The following is a 15,679-nucleotide window of genomic DNA, read 5'->3' as shown; positions in this document are numbered from 1 at the left end:
GATCCGCGGCGGCCGCCTCCGGGCGGCTACGCCCAGGCGGCGCCGACCAGCTTGGCGTGCAGGGCCAGGGCCGAGGCGTCCGTGAGGGTGGCGATCTGGTCGATGACCGTGCGCAGGGCGGCGCGGTCGTCCTCGGCCTCGCGGTACATGGCGGCGAACACCGGGTCCAGCCCCTCGGGGGCGCGCTGGGTGAGGACGTACGCCAGCTCGGCGATCACGATCCGCTGGCGGGCCCGCAGCTGGGCCTGCTCGTCGCGCTGCATGACGTAGCGGACGGCGACCGCCTTGAGCACCGCGCACTCCAGCCGGACGTCCCTCGGCACCACCAGCTCGGCGGTGTAGCGGGTGAGCCGGCCGGGGCCGTAGCGGGCGCGGGTGGCCTGCTCGGCGGCCAGGCAGAAGCGGCCGATCAGCTGGCTGGTGAGGTCCTTGAGCCCGCCCCGGGCGCGGGCGGTGCCGTCGTAGGAGCGGGGCCACCACTCCTGGGCGAGCAGCCGGTCCAGGGCGTCGGACAGCTCCTGGGGCTCGGCGTCCCGGGCGTAGCGCTCGGCGACCTTGAAGAGCTCGGCGCGCTCACCGGGGGCGCGCAGGGCGGCCGGGTCGATGTGGCCGGCCTGGAGGCCGTCCTCGACGTCGTGGGTGGAGTAGGCCACGTCGTCGGACCAGTCCATCACGGTGGCCTCGAAGCACTTGCGCCCGGTCGGGGAGCCGGCCCGCAGCCAGCGGAAGACCGGCAGGTCGTCGGCGTAGACGCCGTACTTGGGCGAGGCCGGGTCGGTGGGGTGGGCGCCCTTGGTCCACGGGTACTTGGTGGCGGCGTCGAGGGCGGCCCGGCTCAGGTTGAGGCCGACGCTGCGGCCCGGCCAGGGGGCGAGCCGGGTGGCGGGCTGCTCCTCCTGGGGCGCGAAGCGCTTGGGTTCGAGCCGGGTCAGGATGCGCAGCGACTGGGCGTTGCCCTCGAAGCCGCCGCAGGCCTCGGCGGCCTGGTCGAGGGCCTCCTCGCCGGTGTGGCCGAACGGCGGGTGGCCGATGTCGTGGGCCAGGCAACCGGTCTCCACGAGGTCCGGGTCGCAGCCCAGGGCGGCCCCCAACTCCCGCCCGACCTGGGCGCATTCGAGGGAGTGGGTGAGCCGGGTGCGCGGGAAGTCGCTGCGCATCGGGGCGACCACCTGGGTGGTGCCGGCCAGCCTGCGCAGCGCGGCCGAGTGCAGCACCCGGGCGCGGTCGCGCTGGAAGGCCGTACGGCCCGGGCGCTTGTCGGGTTCGGGGACCCAGCGGGCCTCGGCAGCGTGGTCGTACGGGATCGGGGCGGCGAGGCGGTGCGTGGTGTCGTCCATATGCCCTTCACCGTACGCCGGGCCCCCGACACGCGGGGTGTGCCGCGCACGAAGGAGCGCGGGCCGGGGCGTGAACGGTGCGCGGCGCGCGGGTGCCCGCCCCGGCGAGTCGACCCCACCCGGACGGCACAGCCCCGCGCGCCCTGCGTCCCTGCGTCCCTGCGTCCCTGCGTCCCTGCGTCCCTGCGTCCCTGCGTCCCTGCGTCCCGAGCCTCCCCCGGCCCGGGCGGCTCAGCCCCTGATCGCCTTCAGGACCACGCCGGACACCGCCTCCTGCCCCTTGGCGTTGGGGTGGATCGGCACCAGCCCCTGGGCCGGCAGGGGCGGCTCCACCCAGCGCTTGTCCTCCCCCGCGCACATGTCGTGCCCGGCCGAGGGCCCGGCGAGGTCCACGAACACCGCTCCGGCGGCCTCCGCGCGCTTCTTGAGCATGCCGTTCAGCTGCTGCTGCTTCTCCACCAGGAAGCCCAGGTCGGAGGCGGCCACGGCGTTGCCGAGCACCGGCAGGCAGCTCGCCGGGTCGGCCGGGAGCAGCCCCGGGTACCCGATCACGTACACCCTGGCCTTCGGGGAGCGCTTCTTGACGTCCTGGAGCACCTGGCCGATCCGGTCGCCGGCCGCCTCCACCTTGCGCTGGACGTCGTCGGTGCCGTTGCCGGCCGCGTAGTGGTCCCGGCAGGGCGAATCGCTGATCCGGTCGGCACTGTCGGTGATCACGCCCTTGACGATGTCCACCAGGTTGGCCTTGGCGCACTCGGTCACGACCTCCATGAAGCCGGCGTCGTTGCCGCCGATCCCCAGGGTGACCAGCCGGGTGTCCGCGGTCAGCGCGTCCAGCTGGGCCGGGTTGGTGCCGTCCGCGACCTTCTGCGGACCGGTCAGGTCCCCGGTGCGGGCGCCGCTGCAGCTGACGTCCTTGAACTGCCCGGCGGCGAGCGAGAGCTCCTTCGCCACCAGGGACGGGTAGTTGGCCCCGGAGCGGTAGCAGGCGCCCGGCTCGCCGACCTGCGGCGGGAGCTTCATCCCGGCCGTGTACGAGTCGCCGAGCGCGACGTACGGGCCGGTCGGCGGCGGGGCGGCGGTCGGCGACGGGTTCGCGCCGCCCTGCGCGCGGGCGGGCGTCGCGCCGGCGGCGGCGCTCCCCTGCTGGTCGGTACCGGCGTTGTCGGTGCAGCCGGCCAGCAGTACTGCGGCCAGTCCGACGGTCAGGGCGATGGTCGGGCGTGCGGTCCTCGGCATGGTCTCCCCCCGGGGATACGGGTCACGGTCGGCTCCTTACGGCGGCCCGTCCCCCGGGCACACCAGGGGCCAACGAACGATCGCGGCCGATCACTCCCACCCGCGCCCGATCGCCGCACGACGAGCCGGATCCGGCCGGAATCCGCCCCTCGGGCCCCGTCCGGCCGCCCGGTTCCGCCCGCCCGCTCCGGCTGCCCCCGCTACTCCGCGCCGCGCTCGTGCTCGGCCAGGAACTGCTCGAAGCGCCGCCCCAGTTCGTCCGCCGAGGGCAGGTCCGCCGGCTCGGCCAGCAGGCTCTCCCGGCCCTCCGCGCCCGCCACGGCGTCGTACTGGCCCTCCATGCCGCGGATCGCCGAGCGCAACTCGCCGTCCCCCTGGGCCAGCTGCTCCTCGATGTCGGCGTAGACCTCGGGGACCCGCTCGCGCAGCCCGGTGCCGGGCAGCACCAGCCCGGTGGCCGACTGCACCGCCTCCAGGACCTGGACGGCCGCCGCCGGGTAGGCGGAGCGGGCCACGTAGTGCGGGACGTGCACGGCGAAGCCCAGGACGTCGTGCCCGGCCTCGCCCAGGCGGTACTCCACCAGCGCCTGGGCACTGCCCGGGACCTGCGCCTGCTCGAACCACTGCGGGTAGCCCGGGGCGAGGTCCAGCCGGTTGCCGTGCGGCGTCAGGCCGACCGGGCGGGTGTGCGGCACGCCCATCGGGATGCCGTGGAAGTCGATGGAGAGCCGCACCTCGAAGCGGTCCACCAGCTCGCGGACGGCACGCGCGAAGCGCTCCCACTCGACGTCCGGCTCGGGGCCGGTGAGCAGCAGGAACGGCGCGCCGGCGGCGTCGTGGACGAGCTGGAGCAGGATCTCCGGCGGGTCGTAGGACGTCCAGTGGTCGTGGTCGAAGACCATCGCCGGGCGACGGGCCCGGTAGTCCACCAGACGGTCGTGGTCGAAGCGGGCCACCACCTGCGGCGCGCCCGTCTCCAGCAGGTGGGCCACCACCTGGCCGCCGGCCTCCCCGGCGTCCATGAAGCCCTCGAAGTGCTGGAGCAGCACGAGGCCGGCACCGGTGTCGCGCAACTGCTCGTTGGCCGCGGCAACGGCGGCCACGCCCTGCTGATCCAGCTCGTACAACGCCTGGAAGTCACGCACCGCGCACCCAACCCCGTTCCCTGCTCGTCCCGGTCGACCGGCTTCTCGTCCTGTCCAGCGCGCCGGGCGCCGCCGGAATTCCCGCCCCCGGCCCCCGCCCTGCGGACCTCCCGTCCGCGCGCCCCGCGGGGCCCGTCCGACGGCTCCCCGGGGGGCTCGCCCGACGGCCTCGGACGAGCACTCCGGACCATGATCGCACCCGGCCGAAGACTCCCTGGTCAGGGCCCTGCGAGGGGCCGGTCCGCAGGGCACGCGAACGGCCCGCGCGGCCATTCGCGTGCCGCGAAGTGACGCACCGCCTTCTGGCGGGTATCGTCCTCTCGCTGCCTCGCATCGTCGCGTCGTCGTCACGTCGTCCGTAACGCCGTCGGCCACGTCCCGGTCCGGTGCTCGGCCAGCCACCCACGACGCATCTTGCCTTCACCTGGCCGCCTGCTTCCCTTCGCGCTCTCGTACCCTCCTCGGCCATCTCGCGGACGCACACTGTCCCGTCGCTCTTCCCGCCGGACCGGTCCGAGGATCCGTGTCCGTTCCGGCACCCCGCGCCGCCCGTTCCGGGCCGCCGCCCCCACCCCGTCCGACCGGACCTCCGGCGTGCGCGGGTACCCGGCCGGCGGACCCGGGCCCAGGCGTACCCAGCCCAGAGCACCCCGAGCCGTACCCCGGCGCGGGAGGCACCCTCCGACCGATGAAGGACCAAGGTTCCGTGCCCGTACCTGTCATCCTCACCGGCCGCACCGTGCGGCTGGAGCCCCTCGCCGCGCACCATGCCGAGGCCATCGCCGAGGCCGGCGCCGAGGACCGTACGACCTACGCCTTCACCCCCGTCCCGCACGGCCGGGAGGCCGCCCGCGACTACGTCGCGCGGGCGCTCGCCGACCAGGCCGCGGGCCGGTCACTGCCGTTCGCGACGGTGAACCTCGCCGACGGCCGGGTGGTCGGCTCCACCCGGTTCCTGGAACTCGACTACTGGCAGGGCCCGATGGTGTGGCCGCCCGCGCCCGGGGTCCCGTTCGGCGATCCGGCCACGGCCGTCCCGGACGCGGCCGAGATCGGCAACACCTGGCTCTCGCCGCGTGCCCAGGGCACCGGCATCAACACCGAGGCCAAGCTGCTGATGCTGCGCCACGCCTTCGAGACCTGGGGCGTGCAGCGGATCTCGCTGCGCGCGGACGCCCGCAACCTGCGCTCGCGCGCCGCCATCGAACGGCTCGGCGCGACCTCCGAGGGCGTCCGCCGGGCGCACTCGCGCGGGCTGGACGGCGTGGTGCGCTCCACCGCGTTCTACTCGATCCTCGACGACGAGTGGCCGGCCGTCCGGGACATCATCGAGCTGCGGATCGCCGCCGCCACCTCGCCGAGCGCCCCGGATCCGGCGATCAACCAGGAGTGCCTTAGACAGGGCGGCAGCGGCGCCGGGCAGCTGATGATCACCGCCTGAGGCCGTCCCGGAACGGCTCGTGGCCGAGGCTCGCGAGTCCCAGGACGGCCGGCAGGGTGGTGCGGTCGTCCCAGGCCCGGTGGCGTCCCGGGTGCGCCTCGACCAGGGCCTCCACCGGCCGCCAGCCGCCCCGCACCCGGGCCACCCGGACCCGGTAGACCTCCGCGCCACCCACGCTGCGGTGCAGGTGCAGCACGCCCTCGGACACCACGGAGGCCCAGCGCTCGTCCACCTCCCGGGCCCGCAGGCCGCGCCTGATCCGCTCCCAGTCGGCGTCCGACCAGAGCAGGTCGGGCACGGGGTGCGGGCGGGGCAGGCCGATCGGCGTCAGGTGCGGTTCGCCGACCGCGCGGACGCCGCCCGGCTCCGGGAACGCCCAGTCGGGCAGCGGCTCGCAGGCGGCCAGCCAGGTCCGCGGGATGCCGCCGGTGCCGGTGTGCGCGGCCACCACCCCGCCGGTGATCGCCGCGACGGTGTCCATGTCGCCGCCGGCCGCGATCGCGTCCCACACGGCGGCGCGGTAGTCGGCCAGGTTCCGGGCGGCGCACCACAGCGCGTACGGGACGGTGTCCGCCGCGGACGTCCGGCTGCCGTTGCCGAGCACCCGGGCGGCGAGCCGGAAGTCCGACCGGGCGAGCAGTCCGCGGGCCTCCACCAGGCCGTCCTTGACCGCACCGTTCGGGGTGAGGTCGGCCACCGCCGCCAGGAAGGCGCTCGGCGTCATGGCCTCGGTCCGCGCCCGCACCGCGTACGCGGCCGCCACCGCGACCGCGATCGCGCCGTCCACGGCCTGCGGATGGGTGTGGGTGATGACGGCGGTGTCGGCGGCGGGCCGGACGACGGCGGCCGGGTCCTCGGCGTACGCCGCCCCCAGCGGGGCGACCCGCATCGCGGCGCCGTTGCCGTAGGAGCCCTGGCCGTCGAAGAGTTCGGCGGCCAGCCGCCGGGCGTCGCCGCCCTCGCGGATCAGCCGGAGCAGCCGGTTGGCGGCCGGGCCGTAGCCGCGGTCGAAGTCGTGGCGCAGGGCGAAGGCGTAGGTGAGGTCGAAGGTGTCGATCGCGCCGCGCTCGGTGTGCGCGGCGTGGACCGAGCAGGCCATCTCGGTGTCGTCGGTCCAGGGCCAGGAACCGGGCGGTTCGGTGCGGGCGGCGAGGTGGGTCCGGGCGGTCTCCGGGACGAAGAACTGGGCTCCGAGGGCGTCGCCCGTGCGGAGGCCGAGGAGCGCGTCCAGCGCGGGGCCGGCGTGCGTGAATGGAATGGTCATATGGCATCCAGCTCAGCGGCTCGGCCGCCGTCGCGTCAACACCCGTGACCGACGGCCCCACCGACGGGGGATGTTTCGCATACCTCCGATTCCGGCGGGCAGGCACCGGGGCATGACCCGCGCGAATCCCCTCGATCCGGTCGCCCTGCTCGGCGCCGACCAGCAGCACATCGCCACCCGCGCGCAGCTGCGCCGGCTCGGGGTGCCCTCCGGCACCATCGCCCACCGGCTGCGGCCGGGCGGGCCGTGGCAGCAGGTGCTGCCCCGGGTGATCTGCCTGCAGAGCGGAAGACTGACGTTCCATCAGAGGCTGCGGGCCGCCCTCGCGTACGCGACGCCGAAGGGACGCGAACCACGGACCGGGGAGGTGCTGCTGACCGGCCTGGCGGTCCTGGCCGAGGCCGGACTGCCGAGTGCCGGCCACCCGTCCGACCTGAACGCGGTCGACATCCTGATCCCCGGCCAACGACGGGTAGGGGACCGGGAGTTCGTCCGGATCCACCGGGCGTCCGGGGCGATGCCGGGCGGCTTCGAGCGCGCCGACGGACTGTGGAGTACCACGGTCGCCCGGGCCCTGGCGGACCTCGCGCCGAGGGAGACCGGGCAGCGCCGGTTCCGGGCGCTGTGCGCGGAGGCCGTCCAGCGACGGCACTGCGAACTCGGCGAACTGCTCGACCAGTTGCTGTCCCGCCCGGGTGCGCTCGGGCTGCCCCAGGTGGCCGGGGTGGTGGAGGAGCTGACGGTCGGGGTGCGGTCGGTGGTGGAGGGCGAGGCCCGCGAACTTCTGGCGCACGCCGGGCTGCCGGACCCGCTGTGGAACCCGGTGCTCTTCCTGGACGGCCGCTTCCTCGCCGTCCCGGACGCCTACTGGCCGCACGCCTGCGTGGCCCTGGAGATCGACTCCCGTGCCTGGCACCTGCGCCCGGCCGAGCACGAACGGGGCCTGGCCCGCGCCAACCGCCTCACCGCCGCCGGCCTCCCGGTGGTGCGCACCACCCCGGCCCAGCTCCGCCGCGACCCGGCCCCGGTGCTCCACGAGCTGACGGCCCTGGTCACCACCGGCCCGCACGCACCGCACCCCCGGATCACCTGGCGCCGGGCGCGGTGAGGCGGGCCGACGGCGTGGTGCGGGCGGCCCGGCCGGCCCCGCTCAGCAGCGGGAGTCGATCTCCTGGAAGGTGGCGTAGTGGTCGGCGGACCAGTACTGCTCGCCGGAGTCGCCGGTCACCACCCGGCGGGTGCCGCGGTCGTTGGAGCCCGGGGTGACCACGGTGTACTCGTGGTAGTAGCCGCCGGACTTCTTGGGGAGGCGGCTCTCCCGGTTCTCGAAGACGATGCCGTCGCGGTTGTACGGGTAGGGCCCGCCCTTGGCGATCAGGCCGAGGGTGTCCTGGGCCTGGCCGGGGAGCTTGGTGCGGCAGACGTCGGCCATGGCCGGGTCGGTCGGGACCCAGGCGCCGGCCGGGGCCGGGGTGCTGCCGGCGCCCCCGGCGGGCGGGGTCGGCTTGGGGGCCGAGGGCTTGGGCGCCGCGGACCCGGACGTCGTGGCACCGGTGCCGGCGGCCGCGCCGGCACTCCCGGTGGCGCTCGCGGCGGCCTTGGGGTGGCTGCTCCCCCGGTTGGCGAGGAGGTATCCGGCCCCGGCCAGGAGCGCCAGGATCAGCACGGCCACGACGACGAGCGGGTTTCTGCGGTTGGTCATGCGGTCCAGCTTGGCAGGCGGCCGGGCCGCCCCGGGGGAACCGCACACGTGGCCGCCGCCACACCGGCCGGCGCGCCGGCCCGGGCGCACAACGTACGGCCGGGCGGGAACGGACGCCGTTGTCCGTTCCCGCCCGGCCGTGTCACGTACGCCGGTTCTCCTGCGCCGAGCTCCGGTGTACGCCCTCCCGACGGGAGGGAGAGCGGTCAGTCGTACCCGCGCGTGCGGAGGGGATGCCTACCCTCCTCAGCGCGAGTCGCTGCCCGCCGACTCGATGGCGGCGCGGCCGGCCTCCAGGCGCGCCACCGGGATCCGGAAGGGGGAGCAGGAGACGTAGTCCAGCCCCACCTCGTGGAAGAAGTGGACCGAGTCCGGGTCGCCGCCGTGCTCGCCGCAGACGCCGAGCTTGAGGTCGGGGCGGGTGGCCCGGCCGGCCTCGACGGCGTGCTTGACCAGCGAGCCGACGCCGTCGCGGTCGATGGTCTCGAACGGGGAGACCCCGAAGATGCCCTTCTCCAGGTAGGCGGTGAAGAACGAGGCCTCCACGTCGTCCCGGGAGAAGCCCCAGACCGTCTGGGTCAGGTCGTTGGTGCCGAAGGAGAAGAACTCGGCGGCCTCGGCGATCTGCCCGGCGGTCACCGCGGCGCGCGGCAGCTCGATCATGGTGCCGAGCTTGATGTCCAGCTGGACTCCGGTGGACCGGGCGACCTCGGCGAGCACCCGCTCGCACTCGTCGCGGACCAGCTCCAGCTCCTGGACGGTGCCGACCAGCGGGATCATCACCTCGGGACGCGGGTCCGCCCCGGCCAGCTTGCGCTCGGCGGCGGCCTCGGCGATGGCCCGGACCTGCATGCCGAACAGGCCGGGGATGACCAGGCCGAGGCGCACACCGCGCAGGCCGAGCATCGGGTTCTGCTCGTGCAGCTTGTGCACCGCCTGGAGCAGGCGCAGGTCGTTCTCGTTCGGGTCCTTGCGGGCCTCGGCGAGGGCGACGCGCACCGACAGCTCGGTGATGTCCGGCAGGAACTCGTGCAGCGGCGGGTCGAGCAGGCGGACGGTGACGGGCAGGCCGTCCATCGCCTGGAAGAGCTCCAGGAAGTCGCCCTTCTGCAGCGGCAGCAGGGTGGAGAGCGCGGCCTCGCGGTCCTTGTCGTTGTCCGCCAGGATCAGGTGCTCGACCTCCTTGCGGCGCTCCTCGCCGAGGAACATGTGCTCGGTGCGGCACAGGCCGATGCCCTGGGCGCCGTAGCGGCGGGCGCGCGAGCCGTCCTCGGCGTTGTCGGCGTTGGCGCGCACCGCGAGGCGGCGGCGGCCGTCGGCGTGGGACATCAGCCGGTGCACGGCCTGGACCAGACCGCCCTGGACGTCGGCGCCGGCGTGCAGGGTGCCCTCGAAGTACTCCACCACCGCGGAGGGGAGCACGGGTACCTCGCCGAGGTAGACCTTGCCGGTCGCACCGTCGATCGAGACGACGTCGCCCTCCTCCAGCACCAGGCCGTCGGCGGTGGTCATCCGGCGGCGCTTGGTGTCGACCTCCAGCTCCTCGGCGCCGCAGACACAGGTCTTGCCCATGCCGCGGGCGACGACGGCGGCGTGCGAGGTCTTGCCGCCGCGCGAGGTGAGGATGCCCTCGGCGGCGATCATGCCGTCCAGGTCGTCCGGGTTGGTCTCGCGGCGGACCAGGATGACCTTCTCGCCGGAGCGGGACCACTTGACGGCGGTGTACGAGTCGAAGACGACCTTGCCGATCGCGGCGCCGGGCGAGGCGGCCAGGCCCCTGGCGATCTGCTGCGACTCGGAGTCGGGGGCGAAGCGGGGGAACATCAGCTGCGAGAGCTGGCCGCCGGTGACCCGCATCAGGGCCTCGTCCAGGTCGATCAGGCCCTGGTCGACCAGCTGGACGGCGATCCGGAAGGCGGCCGCGGCGGTGCGCTTGCCCACGCGGGTCTGCAGCATCCAGAGCTTGCCGCGCTCGATGGTGAACTCGATGTCGCAGAGGTCGCGGTAGTGGTTCTCGAGCTTCTGCATGATCGCCATCAGCTCGTCGTACGACTTCTTGTCGAGCTTCTCCAGCTCGGAGAGCGGCAGGGTGTTGCGGATGCCGGCGACGACGTCCTCGCCCTGGGCGTTGGACAGGTAGTCGCCGTAGACGCCCTGGGTACCGGTGGAGGGGTCGCGGGTGAAGGCGACACCGGTGCCGGAGTCCTCGCCGAGGTTGCCGAAGACCATGGTGCAGACGTTGACCGCGGTGCCCAGGTCGTTCGGGATGCGCTCCTGGCGGCGGTACAGCCGGGCGCGGTCGCCGTTCCAGGAGTGGAAGACGGCGTGGATCGCGAGGTCCATCTGCTCGCGCGGGTCCTGCGGGAAGGCCCGGCCGGTCTCGCGCTCGACGATGCCCTTGAACACCTCGACCAGGCCCCGGAGGTCGGCGGCGTCCAGGTCCAGGTCGTTGACGGTGCCCTTGGCGTGCTTGGCCTCGTCCAGGGCCTCCTCGAACAGCTCGCCGTCGACGCCCAGCACGGTCTTGCCGAACATCTGGACCAGGCGGCGGTAGGAGTCCCAGGCGAAGCGCTCGTTGCCGGACTGGGCGACGAGGCCGGCCACCGAGACGTCGGAGAGGCCGATGTTGAGGACGGTGTCCATCATGCCGGGCATGGAGAACTTCGCGCCGGAGCGCACCGAGACCAGGAGGGGATTGTCGGCCTGGCCGAGCTTCTTGCCCATCCGCTCTTCGAGGGCGTCCAGGTGGGCGCTGATCTCCTCGTGCAGGGAGGACGGCTCGCTGCCGGTCTCCAGGAAGACCTTGCAGGCCTCGGTGGTGATGGTGAACCCCGGAGGGACGGGGAGGCCCAGGTTGGTCATCTCGGCCAGGTTCGCGCCCTTGCCGCCGAGAAGGTCCTTGAGGTCCTTGTTTCCTTCGGTGAAGGAGTAAACAAACTTCTGCTGGGACGGCACGGGTCGGTCTCCTCGTACGCGGTTGCCCTGACGCCGGAGAACATACCCATTTCGAAGGCACTTCTCTGCCCTGAATAGGCCACCCGAGGCTGGTACCCAGCGGTAACCCGCTAGATCGAAAGCACATAAAGGCGTTCACCTCTGTTGGTGAAATCGTCCGCCTGACGCGAGCAAGCGTTCAATTCTTGAACGCAAGCAAACCCGAAGATCGTACGATCCGGACGCACGGTAGCGACCGCGGGTCGATGGCGTTGCCCCGGCTTGATTTCCTGCACCCGGATCGCCCGATCACCGGCCGACCGACTTCGGGAAGCGATTCACAGCCGACCTGTCCATTTCGTCCACTGACCGGCCGTCAGCCCCCACCGCATGTGGCAAGCGTCACCAGCGCATCTCACGGGTCGAACGTAGAGCGACTCCGCCGATCGTCGCACACCGTCCAGAATTGTGCTCTCTCCGTGACATTCGGACGACGAAAAGGAGCCCTCTTGTCCAGGATGGACAAGAGGGCTGGGACCTAGTGGCAGTCGGCCCCACCGGGCCATTTTTGCCGCTTCGTACAGATCATCCGCCGGAGGTGTCCGATTCGGCGTCAACACCCGGTCGGGCACAGTCGTACGGATCGTCCAACCAGCCCTCCGGCAGGACCACCCGGTTGTTGCCGCTGGTCCGTCCGCGCGGGCCGTCCGCACCGTCCGGCCAGCCCTGGGACTGCTCCACCCGGGAGAGGGTTTCGGCCAGTTCGGCCAACGAGGAGGAGCCGGCCAGCTTCACCCGCAGCTCCGAGCCGACCGAGAAGCCCTTGGTGTACCAGGCGACGTGCTTGCGGAAGTCGGTCACGCCGCGCGCCTCGTCGCCCAGCCACTCGCCGAGCAGCTGCGCGTGCCGCACCATCGCCGCGGCCACGTAGCCGAAGTCGGGGCGGGCGTAGTCCACGTCGCCCTCGAAGATCGCGACCAGGTCCCTGAACAGCCACGGCCGGCCCAGGCAGCCGCGGCCCACCACCACGCCGTCGCAGCCGGTCTCGCGCATCATCCGCAGCGCGTCGTCGGCCGACCAGATGTCCCCGTTGCCCAGCACCGGGATGTGCGCCGGGACGGACTCGCGCAGTCTGGCGATCGCCGACCAGTCGGCCGTCCCGCCGTAGTGCTGGGCGGCGGTGCGCCCGTGCAGGGCGATCGCCGCCACGCCCTCTTCCGCGCCGATCCGGCCGGCGTCCAGGTAGGTGAGGTGGTCGTCGTCGATGCCCTTGCGCATCTTCATGGTCACCGGCAGGTCGCCCGCGTTGGCGACGGCCTCGCGCAGGATCTCGCGCAGCAGGTTGCGCTTGTACGGCAGCGCCGAGCCGCCGCCCTTGCGGGTGACCTTGGGGACGGGGCATCCGAAGTTGAGGTCGATGTGGTCGGCCAGGCCCTCGTCGGAGATCATCCGGGCGGCCTTGCCGACGGTCACCGGGTCCACCCCGTACAGCTGGATGGAGCGCGGCTTCTCGCTCGGGTCGAACTTGATCAGCTGCATGGTCTTGGCGTTGCGCTCGACCAGCGCCCGGGTGGTGATCATCTCCGAGACGTACAGGCCCCGGCCGCCGCTCTGCTCACGGCACAGGGTACGGAAGGGCGCGTTGGTGATTCCGGCCATCGGCGCCAGCACGACGGGCGGCCACACCCGGATCGGGCCGATGTCGAGCGGCTCGAACTCGGTGTCGGACGCGGTGGGTGCGGGCGTGACTGTCATGCGCGGCTGACCTCGGGTGATGGGGACGGGACTCTCCATTGTCCCCCACCCGTCCGCCGCCCGGGCGAGCGGCCGCCGCCCGCTCCGAGGCGCTCCCGCTACGGAGCCGACGGCGGCGCCGACGGCTTCGCGGACTGCGCGGGCTCCGCCGGGTCCGCGGGTTCTGCGGGCTCCGGCGGCTCCGAGCTCGCCGGGACGACGGTGATCGACCCGGAGGTGACCGCGGCGTGCAGCCGGTTCGGACTCGACGAGTCCGCCAGCCCCGTGTCGATCCGGCCGCTGCCGCTGCCGATCTCACTGGAGACGGCGTACCGGCTGCCCCTCGGCAGGGTCAGCTCCACCGAGCCGGAGGTCGCCGTGGCGTCCACCTCGCGCGGGGCCTTCGCGAAGCCCAGCTGCACCGAACCCGAGCCGACCCGCGCCGTCACCCGCCGGGTGCTCAGGTTGGTGCCCCGCACCTGACCGGAGGTGGCGTGCGCGGACACGTTCCCGGAGGTGTCGAACAGCAGCAGCTGGCCGGAGGTCAGCTCCATCCGCACGTCCCCGCTCAGCCCCTCCACCTGGACGGAGCCGGAGCCCACCGAGCCGGACACCTCGGTCGCCGCCGGCACCTCCAGTTCGATCTCGGCGCCGCAGCCGACGTCCACGAACGGCAGGACCAGCCGACAGTGCATCCCGACCGTCAGCACGTCGCCGTCGAAGACGGTGGACACCACCGGTTTGCGCACCAGCCAGTCCAGGCTCTGCCGGACCACCACGTGGCCCTCCCGGCCGGCCCGCACCTTGACCGAGGCGTTGCCGGTCTCCAGCTGGAGCCGGTGGATCGCCACGTCGTACGGCCGGCTGGTGCTGGTCCGTTGCTGCACCGCCATCGACCAGGTCTGCAGTCCGGCCCCCAGCATGATCAGCACGATCGCGACCGTCCCGGTGGCCCGCCAGGCCTTCACCCCCTTCACCGCTACCCGACCTCCAGGAAGCGCAGCACCGCCATCACCCGGCGGTGGCTGTCCGCGACCGGCGGCAGGTCGAGCTTGGTGAAGATCGAGTTGATGTGCTTGGCCACCGCGCTGTCGCTGACCACCAGCGAGCCCGCGATCGCGGCGTTGGAACGGCCCTCCGCCATCAGGGCGAGCACGTCGCGCTCGCGCGGGGTCAGCTTCTCCAACGGGTCCCGGTGGCGGCGCACCAGCAGCTGGGCGACCACCTCCGGGTCCAGCGCGGTGCCGCCCTCGGCGACCCGCTGGAGCGCGTCCACGAAGTCGTCGACATTGGCCACCCGCTGCTTGAGCAGGTAGCCGACGCCGCTGGTGTTGGTCGCCAGCAGGTCCGCGGCGTAGCGCTCCTCCACGAACTGGGAGAGCAGCAGGACGGCGGTGTCCGGCCACTGCCGGCGGATCACCATCGCCGCCTTCACCCCCTCGTCGCTGAAGCCCGGAGGCATCCGGACGTCGGCCACCACCACCTTCGGGCGGTGCTCCTCGACGGCGGCCAGCAGTTCGGTGGCGTCCCCGACGGCGGCCACGACCTCGAAGCCCACCGCCTCCAGGACCTTGACCAGGCCGACCCTCAGCAGGACCGAGTCCTCGGCGATCACAGCACGCACGGCAACTCCACGGTGATGGTGGTGGGGCCCCCGAGGGGGCTGAGAACGGACAGCGTGCCGTCGACCGAGGCGGCGCGCTTGCGCAGACCGGTGAGCCCGGTGCCGCGCGAGGCGTCCGCGCCGCCGACGCCGTCGTCGCTGATGACCAGCCGCAGCCGGCCGCCGGCCGTCCGCACCGAGAGGTCGACCCGGTGGGCCCTGGCGTGCTTGGCCACGTTGGTGAGCGCCTCGGAGACGGTGAAGTAGGCGACCGCCTCCACGGTCGGGGCGACCTGCTCGGAGAGTGCCACGTCCAGGCGCACCGGCAGCGGGGCGCGGGCGGCGATGCCGGACAGCGCCGCGTCCAGGCCGCGGTCCTCCAGAACGGCCGGGTGCAGGCCGCGGACCAGGTCGCGCAGCTCGTCGATGGCCGCCTGGGCCTCCTCGTGCGCGTCGACGATCACCTGCATCACCTCGGGCGGCACGTCCTTGAGGGTGCGCCGGGCCAGGCCCAGGTTCATCGCGAGGGAGGTGAGCCGCTGCTGGGCGCCGTCGTGCAGGTCCCGCTCGATCCGGCGGCGCTCGGCGTCCACCGCGTCGACCAGCCCGGCCCGGCTCTCGGCGATCTCCTCGACCCGCCGCTCCAGCGCCTCCGCCCGGTCCGGGCCGAGCAGCCGCCGGGCCACCCACACCTCCAGCCGGGCCAACTGGGTGCCCGCCGGCGGGAGGACCGCCAGCAGCAGCAACCCGCCGAGGGTGAGCAGGACGTCCCCCCCGGCCAGGCCGGAGCGCACCGCGGTGCCGGCGGGCAGCAGCCACATCCAGCCGTACACGGTGGCCAGCACCACGGCGGCCGCCCAGGCGTACAGCACCGCCAACGCGCCCGCCGCCAGCAGCGGACCGGCCACCAGGTGGTGGAGGGCCTGGCGCCAGGTCATCCCCAGCAGCCAGGCCTGACGCCCCGTCGGCGGGCGCAGCGGCGGCACCTCCACCCCGCGCAGGGCGCGCAGCCGGCCGCGCTGGAGGGCGGTCAGCGGGCGGGCGCAGAGCAGGACGGCGGCGAGCACCGGGAAGAGCAGCGTCGACTCGGTGGCGGCCAGCCAGACCGGCAGCGCCATGGGTATTCCGGCGGCGGTGAAGCGGACGTCCCGCCAGACCTCGGGCGACCACGGTGGGCGCCGGAGGCTCCTGACGAGCGCTCGGCGCAACGTGGTGGAGGACATGCCGAACAGCGTAGGGCCCGGTGATCACGAGCCGCCATGAAGGGGGGTTCCGGGTGA

Annotated in this window: 12 protein-coding genes; 2 read left to right on the top strand and 10 right to left on the bottom strand. The window is 73.7% G+C overall.

All coding sequences use genetic code 11. The annotated features are described in order from the left end of the window. Positions 1–26: 26 nt before the first annotated feature. From ACFWJ4_RS12145 to ACFWJ4_RS12135, 3 genes are all read right to left on the bottom strand, one after another. Positions 27–1,337 carry a deoxyguanosinetriphosphate triphosphohydrolase gene (locus tag ACFWJ4_RS12145; RefSeq protein WP_359902922.1) on the bottom strand — a complete coding sequence of 437 codons (1,311 nt, stop codon included), beginning with the start codon at positions 1,335–1,337 and terminating at the stop codon, positions 27–29. 231 nt (positions 1,338–1,568) lie between these two features. After that, positions 1,569–2,576: an SGNH/GDSL hydrolase family protein gene (locus ACFWJ4_RS12140; protein ID WP_380542373.1), complete on the bottom strand. Its 1,008-nt coding sequence runs from the start codon at positions 2,574–2,576 to the stop codon at positions 1,569–1,571. 200 nt (positions 2,577–2,776) lie between these two features. Further along, positions 2,777–3,721, bottom strand: a complete 945-nt coding sequence (locus ACFWJ4_RS12135) for a PAC2 family protein (RefSeq protein ID WP_359902927.1) — start codon at positions 3,719–3,721, stop codon at positions 2,777–2,779. Between the two features lie 706 nt (positions 3,722–4,427). Here ACFWJ4_RS12135 and ACFWJ4_RS12130 point away from each other — a divergent pair. Further along, entirely contained in the window at positions 4,428–5,162 is a 735-nt protein-coding gene (locus tag ACFWJ4_RS12130) for a GNAT family protein (protein WP_359902930.1), read from the top strand. Here ACFWJ4_RS12130 and ACFWJ4_RS12125 read toward each other — a convergent pair. Then, positions 5,152–6,426, bottom strand: coding sequence for an ADP-ribosylglycohydrolase family protein (locus ACFWJ4_RS12125; protein WP_380542370.1), 1,275 nt, complete (start codon positions 6,424–6,426; stop codon positions 5,152–5,154). The two genes, ACFWJ4_RS12130 and ACFWJ4_RS12125, sit on opposite strands and share 11 nt — an antisense overlap. A 112-nt stretch (positions 6,427–6,538) precedes the next feature. Between ACFWJ4_RS12125 and ACFWJ4_RS12120 the strand changes: the two genes are divergently transcribed. Then, positions 6,539–7,534, top strand: a complete 996-nt coding sequence (locus ACFWJ4_RS12120; RefSeq protein ID WP_359902935.1) for a hypothetical protein — start codon at positions 6,539–6,541, stop codon at positions 7,532–7,534. A gap of 42 nt (positions 7,535–7,576) precedes the next feature. On the opposite strand, the gene ACFWJ4_RS12115 is transcribed toward ACFWJ4_RS12120, so the two are convergent. From ACFWJ4_RS12115 to ACFWJ4_RS12090, 6 genes are all read right to left on the bottom strand, one after another. Beyond that, positions 7,577–8,128 carry a ribonuclease gene (locus ACFWJ4_RS12115; RefSeq protein ID WP_380542367.1) on the bottom strand — a complete coding sequence of 184 codons (552 nt, stop codon included), beginning with the start codon at positions 8,126–8,128 and terminating at the stop codon, positions 7,577–7,579. A 246-nt stretch (positions 8,129–8,374) separates the two neighbouring features. Beyond that, positions 8,375–11,083, bottom strand: coding sequence for a pyruvate, phosphate dikinase (gene ppdK, locus ACFWJ4_RS12110; protein WP_380542364.1), 2,709 nt, complete (start codon positions 11,081–11,083; stop codon positions 8,375–8,377). A gap of 564 nt (positions 11,084–11,647) precedes the next feature. Beyond that, entirely contained in the window at positions 11,648–12,817 is a 1,170-nt protein-coding gene (gene dusB, locus ACFWJ4_RS12105) for a tRNA dihydrouridine synthase DusB (protein ID WP_380542362.1), read from the bottom strand. Positions 12,818–12,915: 98 nt separating this feature from the next. Continuing rightward, entirely contained in the window at positions 12,916–13,773 is an 858-nt protein-coding gene (locus ACFWJ4_RS12100) for a DUF4097 family beta strand repeat-containing protein (protein WP_380542360.1), read from the bottom strand. A 2-nt stretch (positions 13,774–13,775) separates the two neighbouring features. Next, complete coding sequence (locus tag ACFWJ4_RS12095) at positions 13,776–14,420, bottom strand: response regulator transcription factor (RefSeq protein ID WP_359902950.1); 645 nt, start codon at positions 14,418–14,420, stop codon at positions 13,776–13,778. Continuing rightward, complete coding sequence (locus tag ACFWJ4_RS12090; protein ID WP_380542357.1) at positions 14,408–15,622, bottom strand: histidine kinase; 1,215 nt, start codon at positions 15,620–15,622, stop codon at positions 14,408–14,410. The genes ACFWJ4_RS12095 and ACFWJ4_RS12090 overlap by 13 nt, the downstream gene beginning before the upstream one ends. Positions 15,623–15,679: the final 57 nt, after the last annotated feature.

The organism is Kitasatospora sp. NPDC127067 (assembly GCF_042724755.1).
GTDB lineage: Bacteria > Actinomycetota > Actinomycetes > Streptomycetales > Streptomycetaceae > Kitasatospora > Kitasatospora lactacystinica.
The sequence above is the reverse complement of the archived record's forward strand: the minus strand, read 5'-3'. Positions and strand labels throughout refer to the sequence as shown.

What these genes read in the sequence shown, in the direction of transcription:
- dusB (WP_380542362.1), bottom strand. Translation starts at nt 12,817, where the DNA reads ATGACAGTCACGCCCGCACCCACCGCGTCCGACACCGAGTTCGAGCCG.
- ACFWJ4_RS12140 (WP_380542373.1), bottom strand. Translation starts at nt 2,576, where the DNA reads ATGCCGAGGACCGCACGCCCGACCATCGCCCTGACCGTCGGACTGGCC.
- ACFWJ4_RS12090 (WP_380542357.1), bottom strand. Translation starts at nt 15,622, where the DNA reads ATGTCCTCCACCACGTTGCGCCGAGCGCTCGTCAGGAGCCTCCGGCGC.
- ACFWJ4_RS12120 (WP_359902935.1), top strand. Translation starts at nt 6,539, where the DNA reads ATGACCCGCGCGAATCCCCTCGATCCGGTCGCCCTGCTCGGCGCCGAC.
- ACFWJ4_RS12145 (WP_359902922.1), bottom strand. Translation starts at nt 1,337, where the DNA reads ATGGACGACACCACGCACCGCCTCGCCGCCCCGATCCCGTACGACCAC.
- ACFWJ4_RS12115 (WP_380542367.1), bottom strand. Translation starts at nt 8,128, where the DNA reads ATGACCAACCGCAGAAACCCGCTCGTCGTCGTGGCCGTGCTGATCCTG.
- ACFWJ4_RS12125 (WP_380542370.1), bottom strand. Translation starts at nt 6,426, where the DNA reads ATGACCATTCCATTCACGCACGCCGGCCCCGCGCTGGACGCGCTCCTC.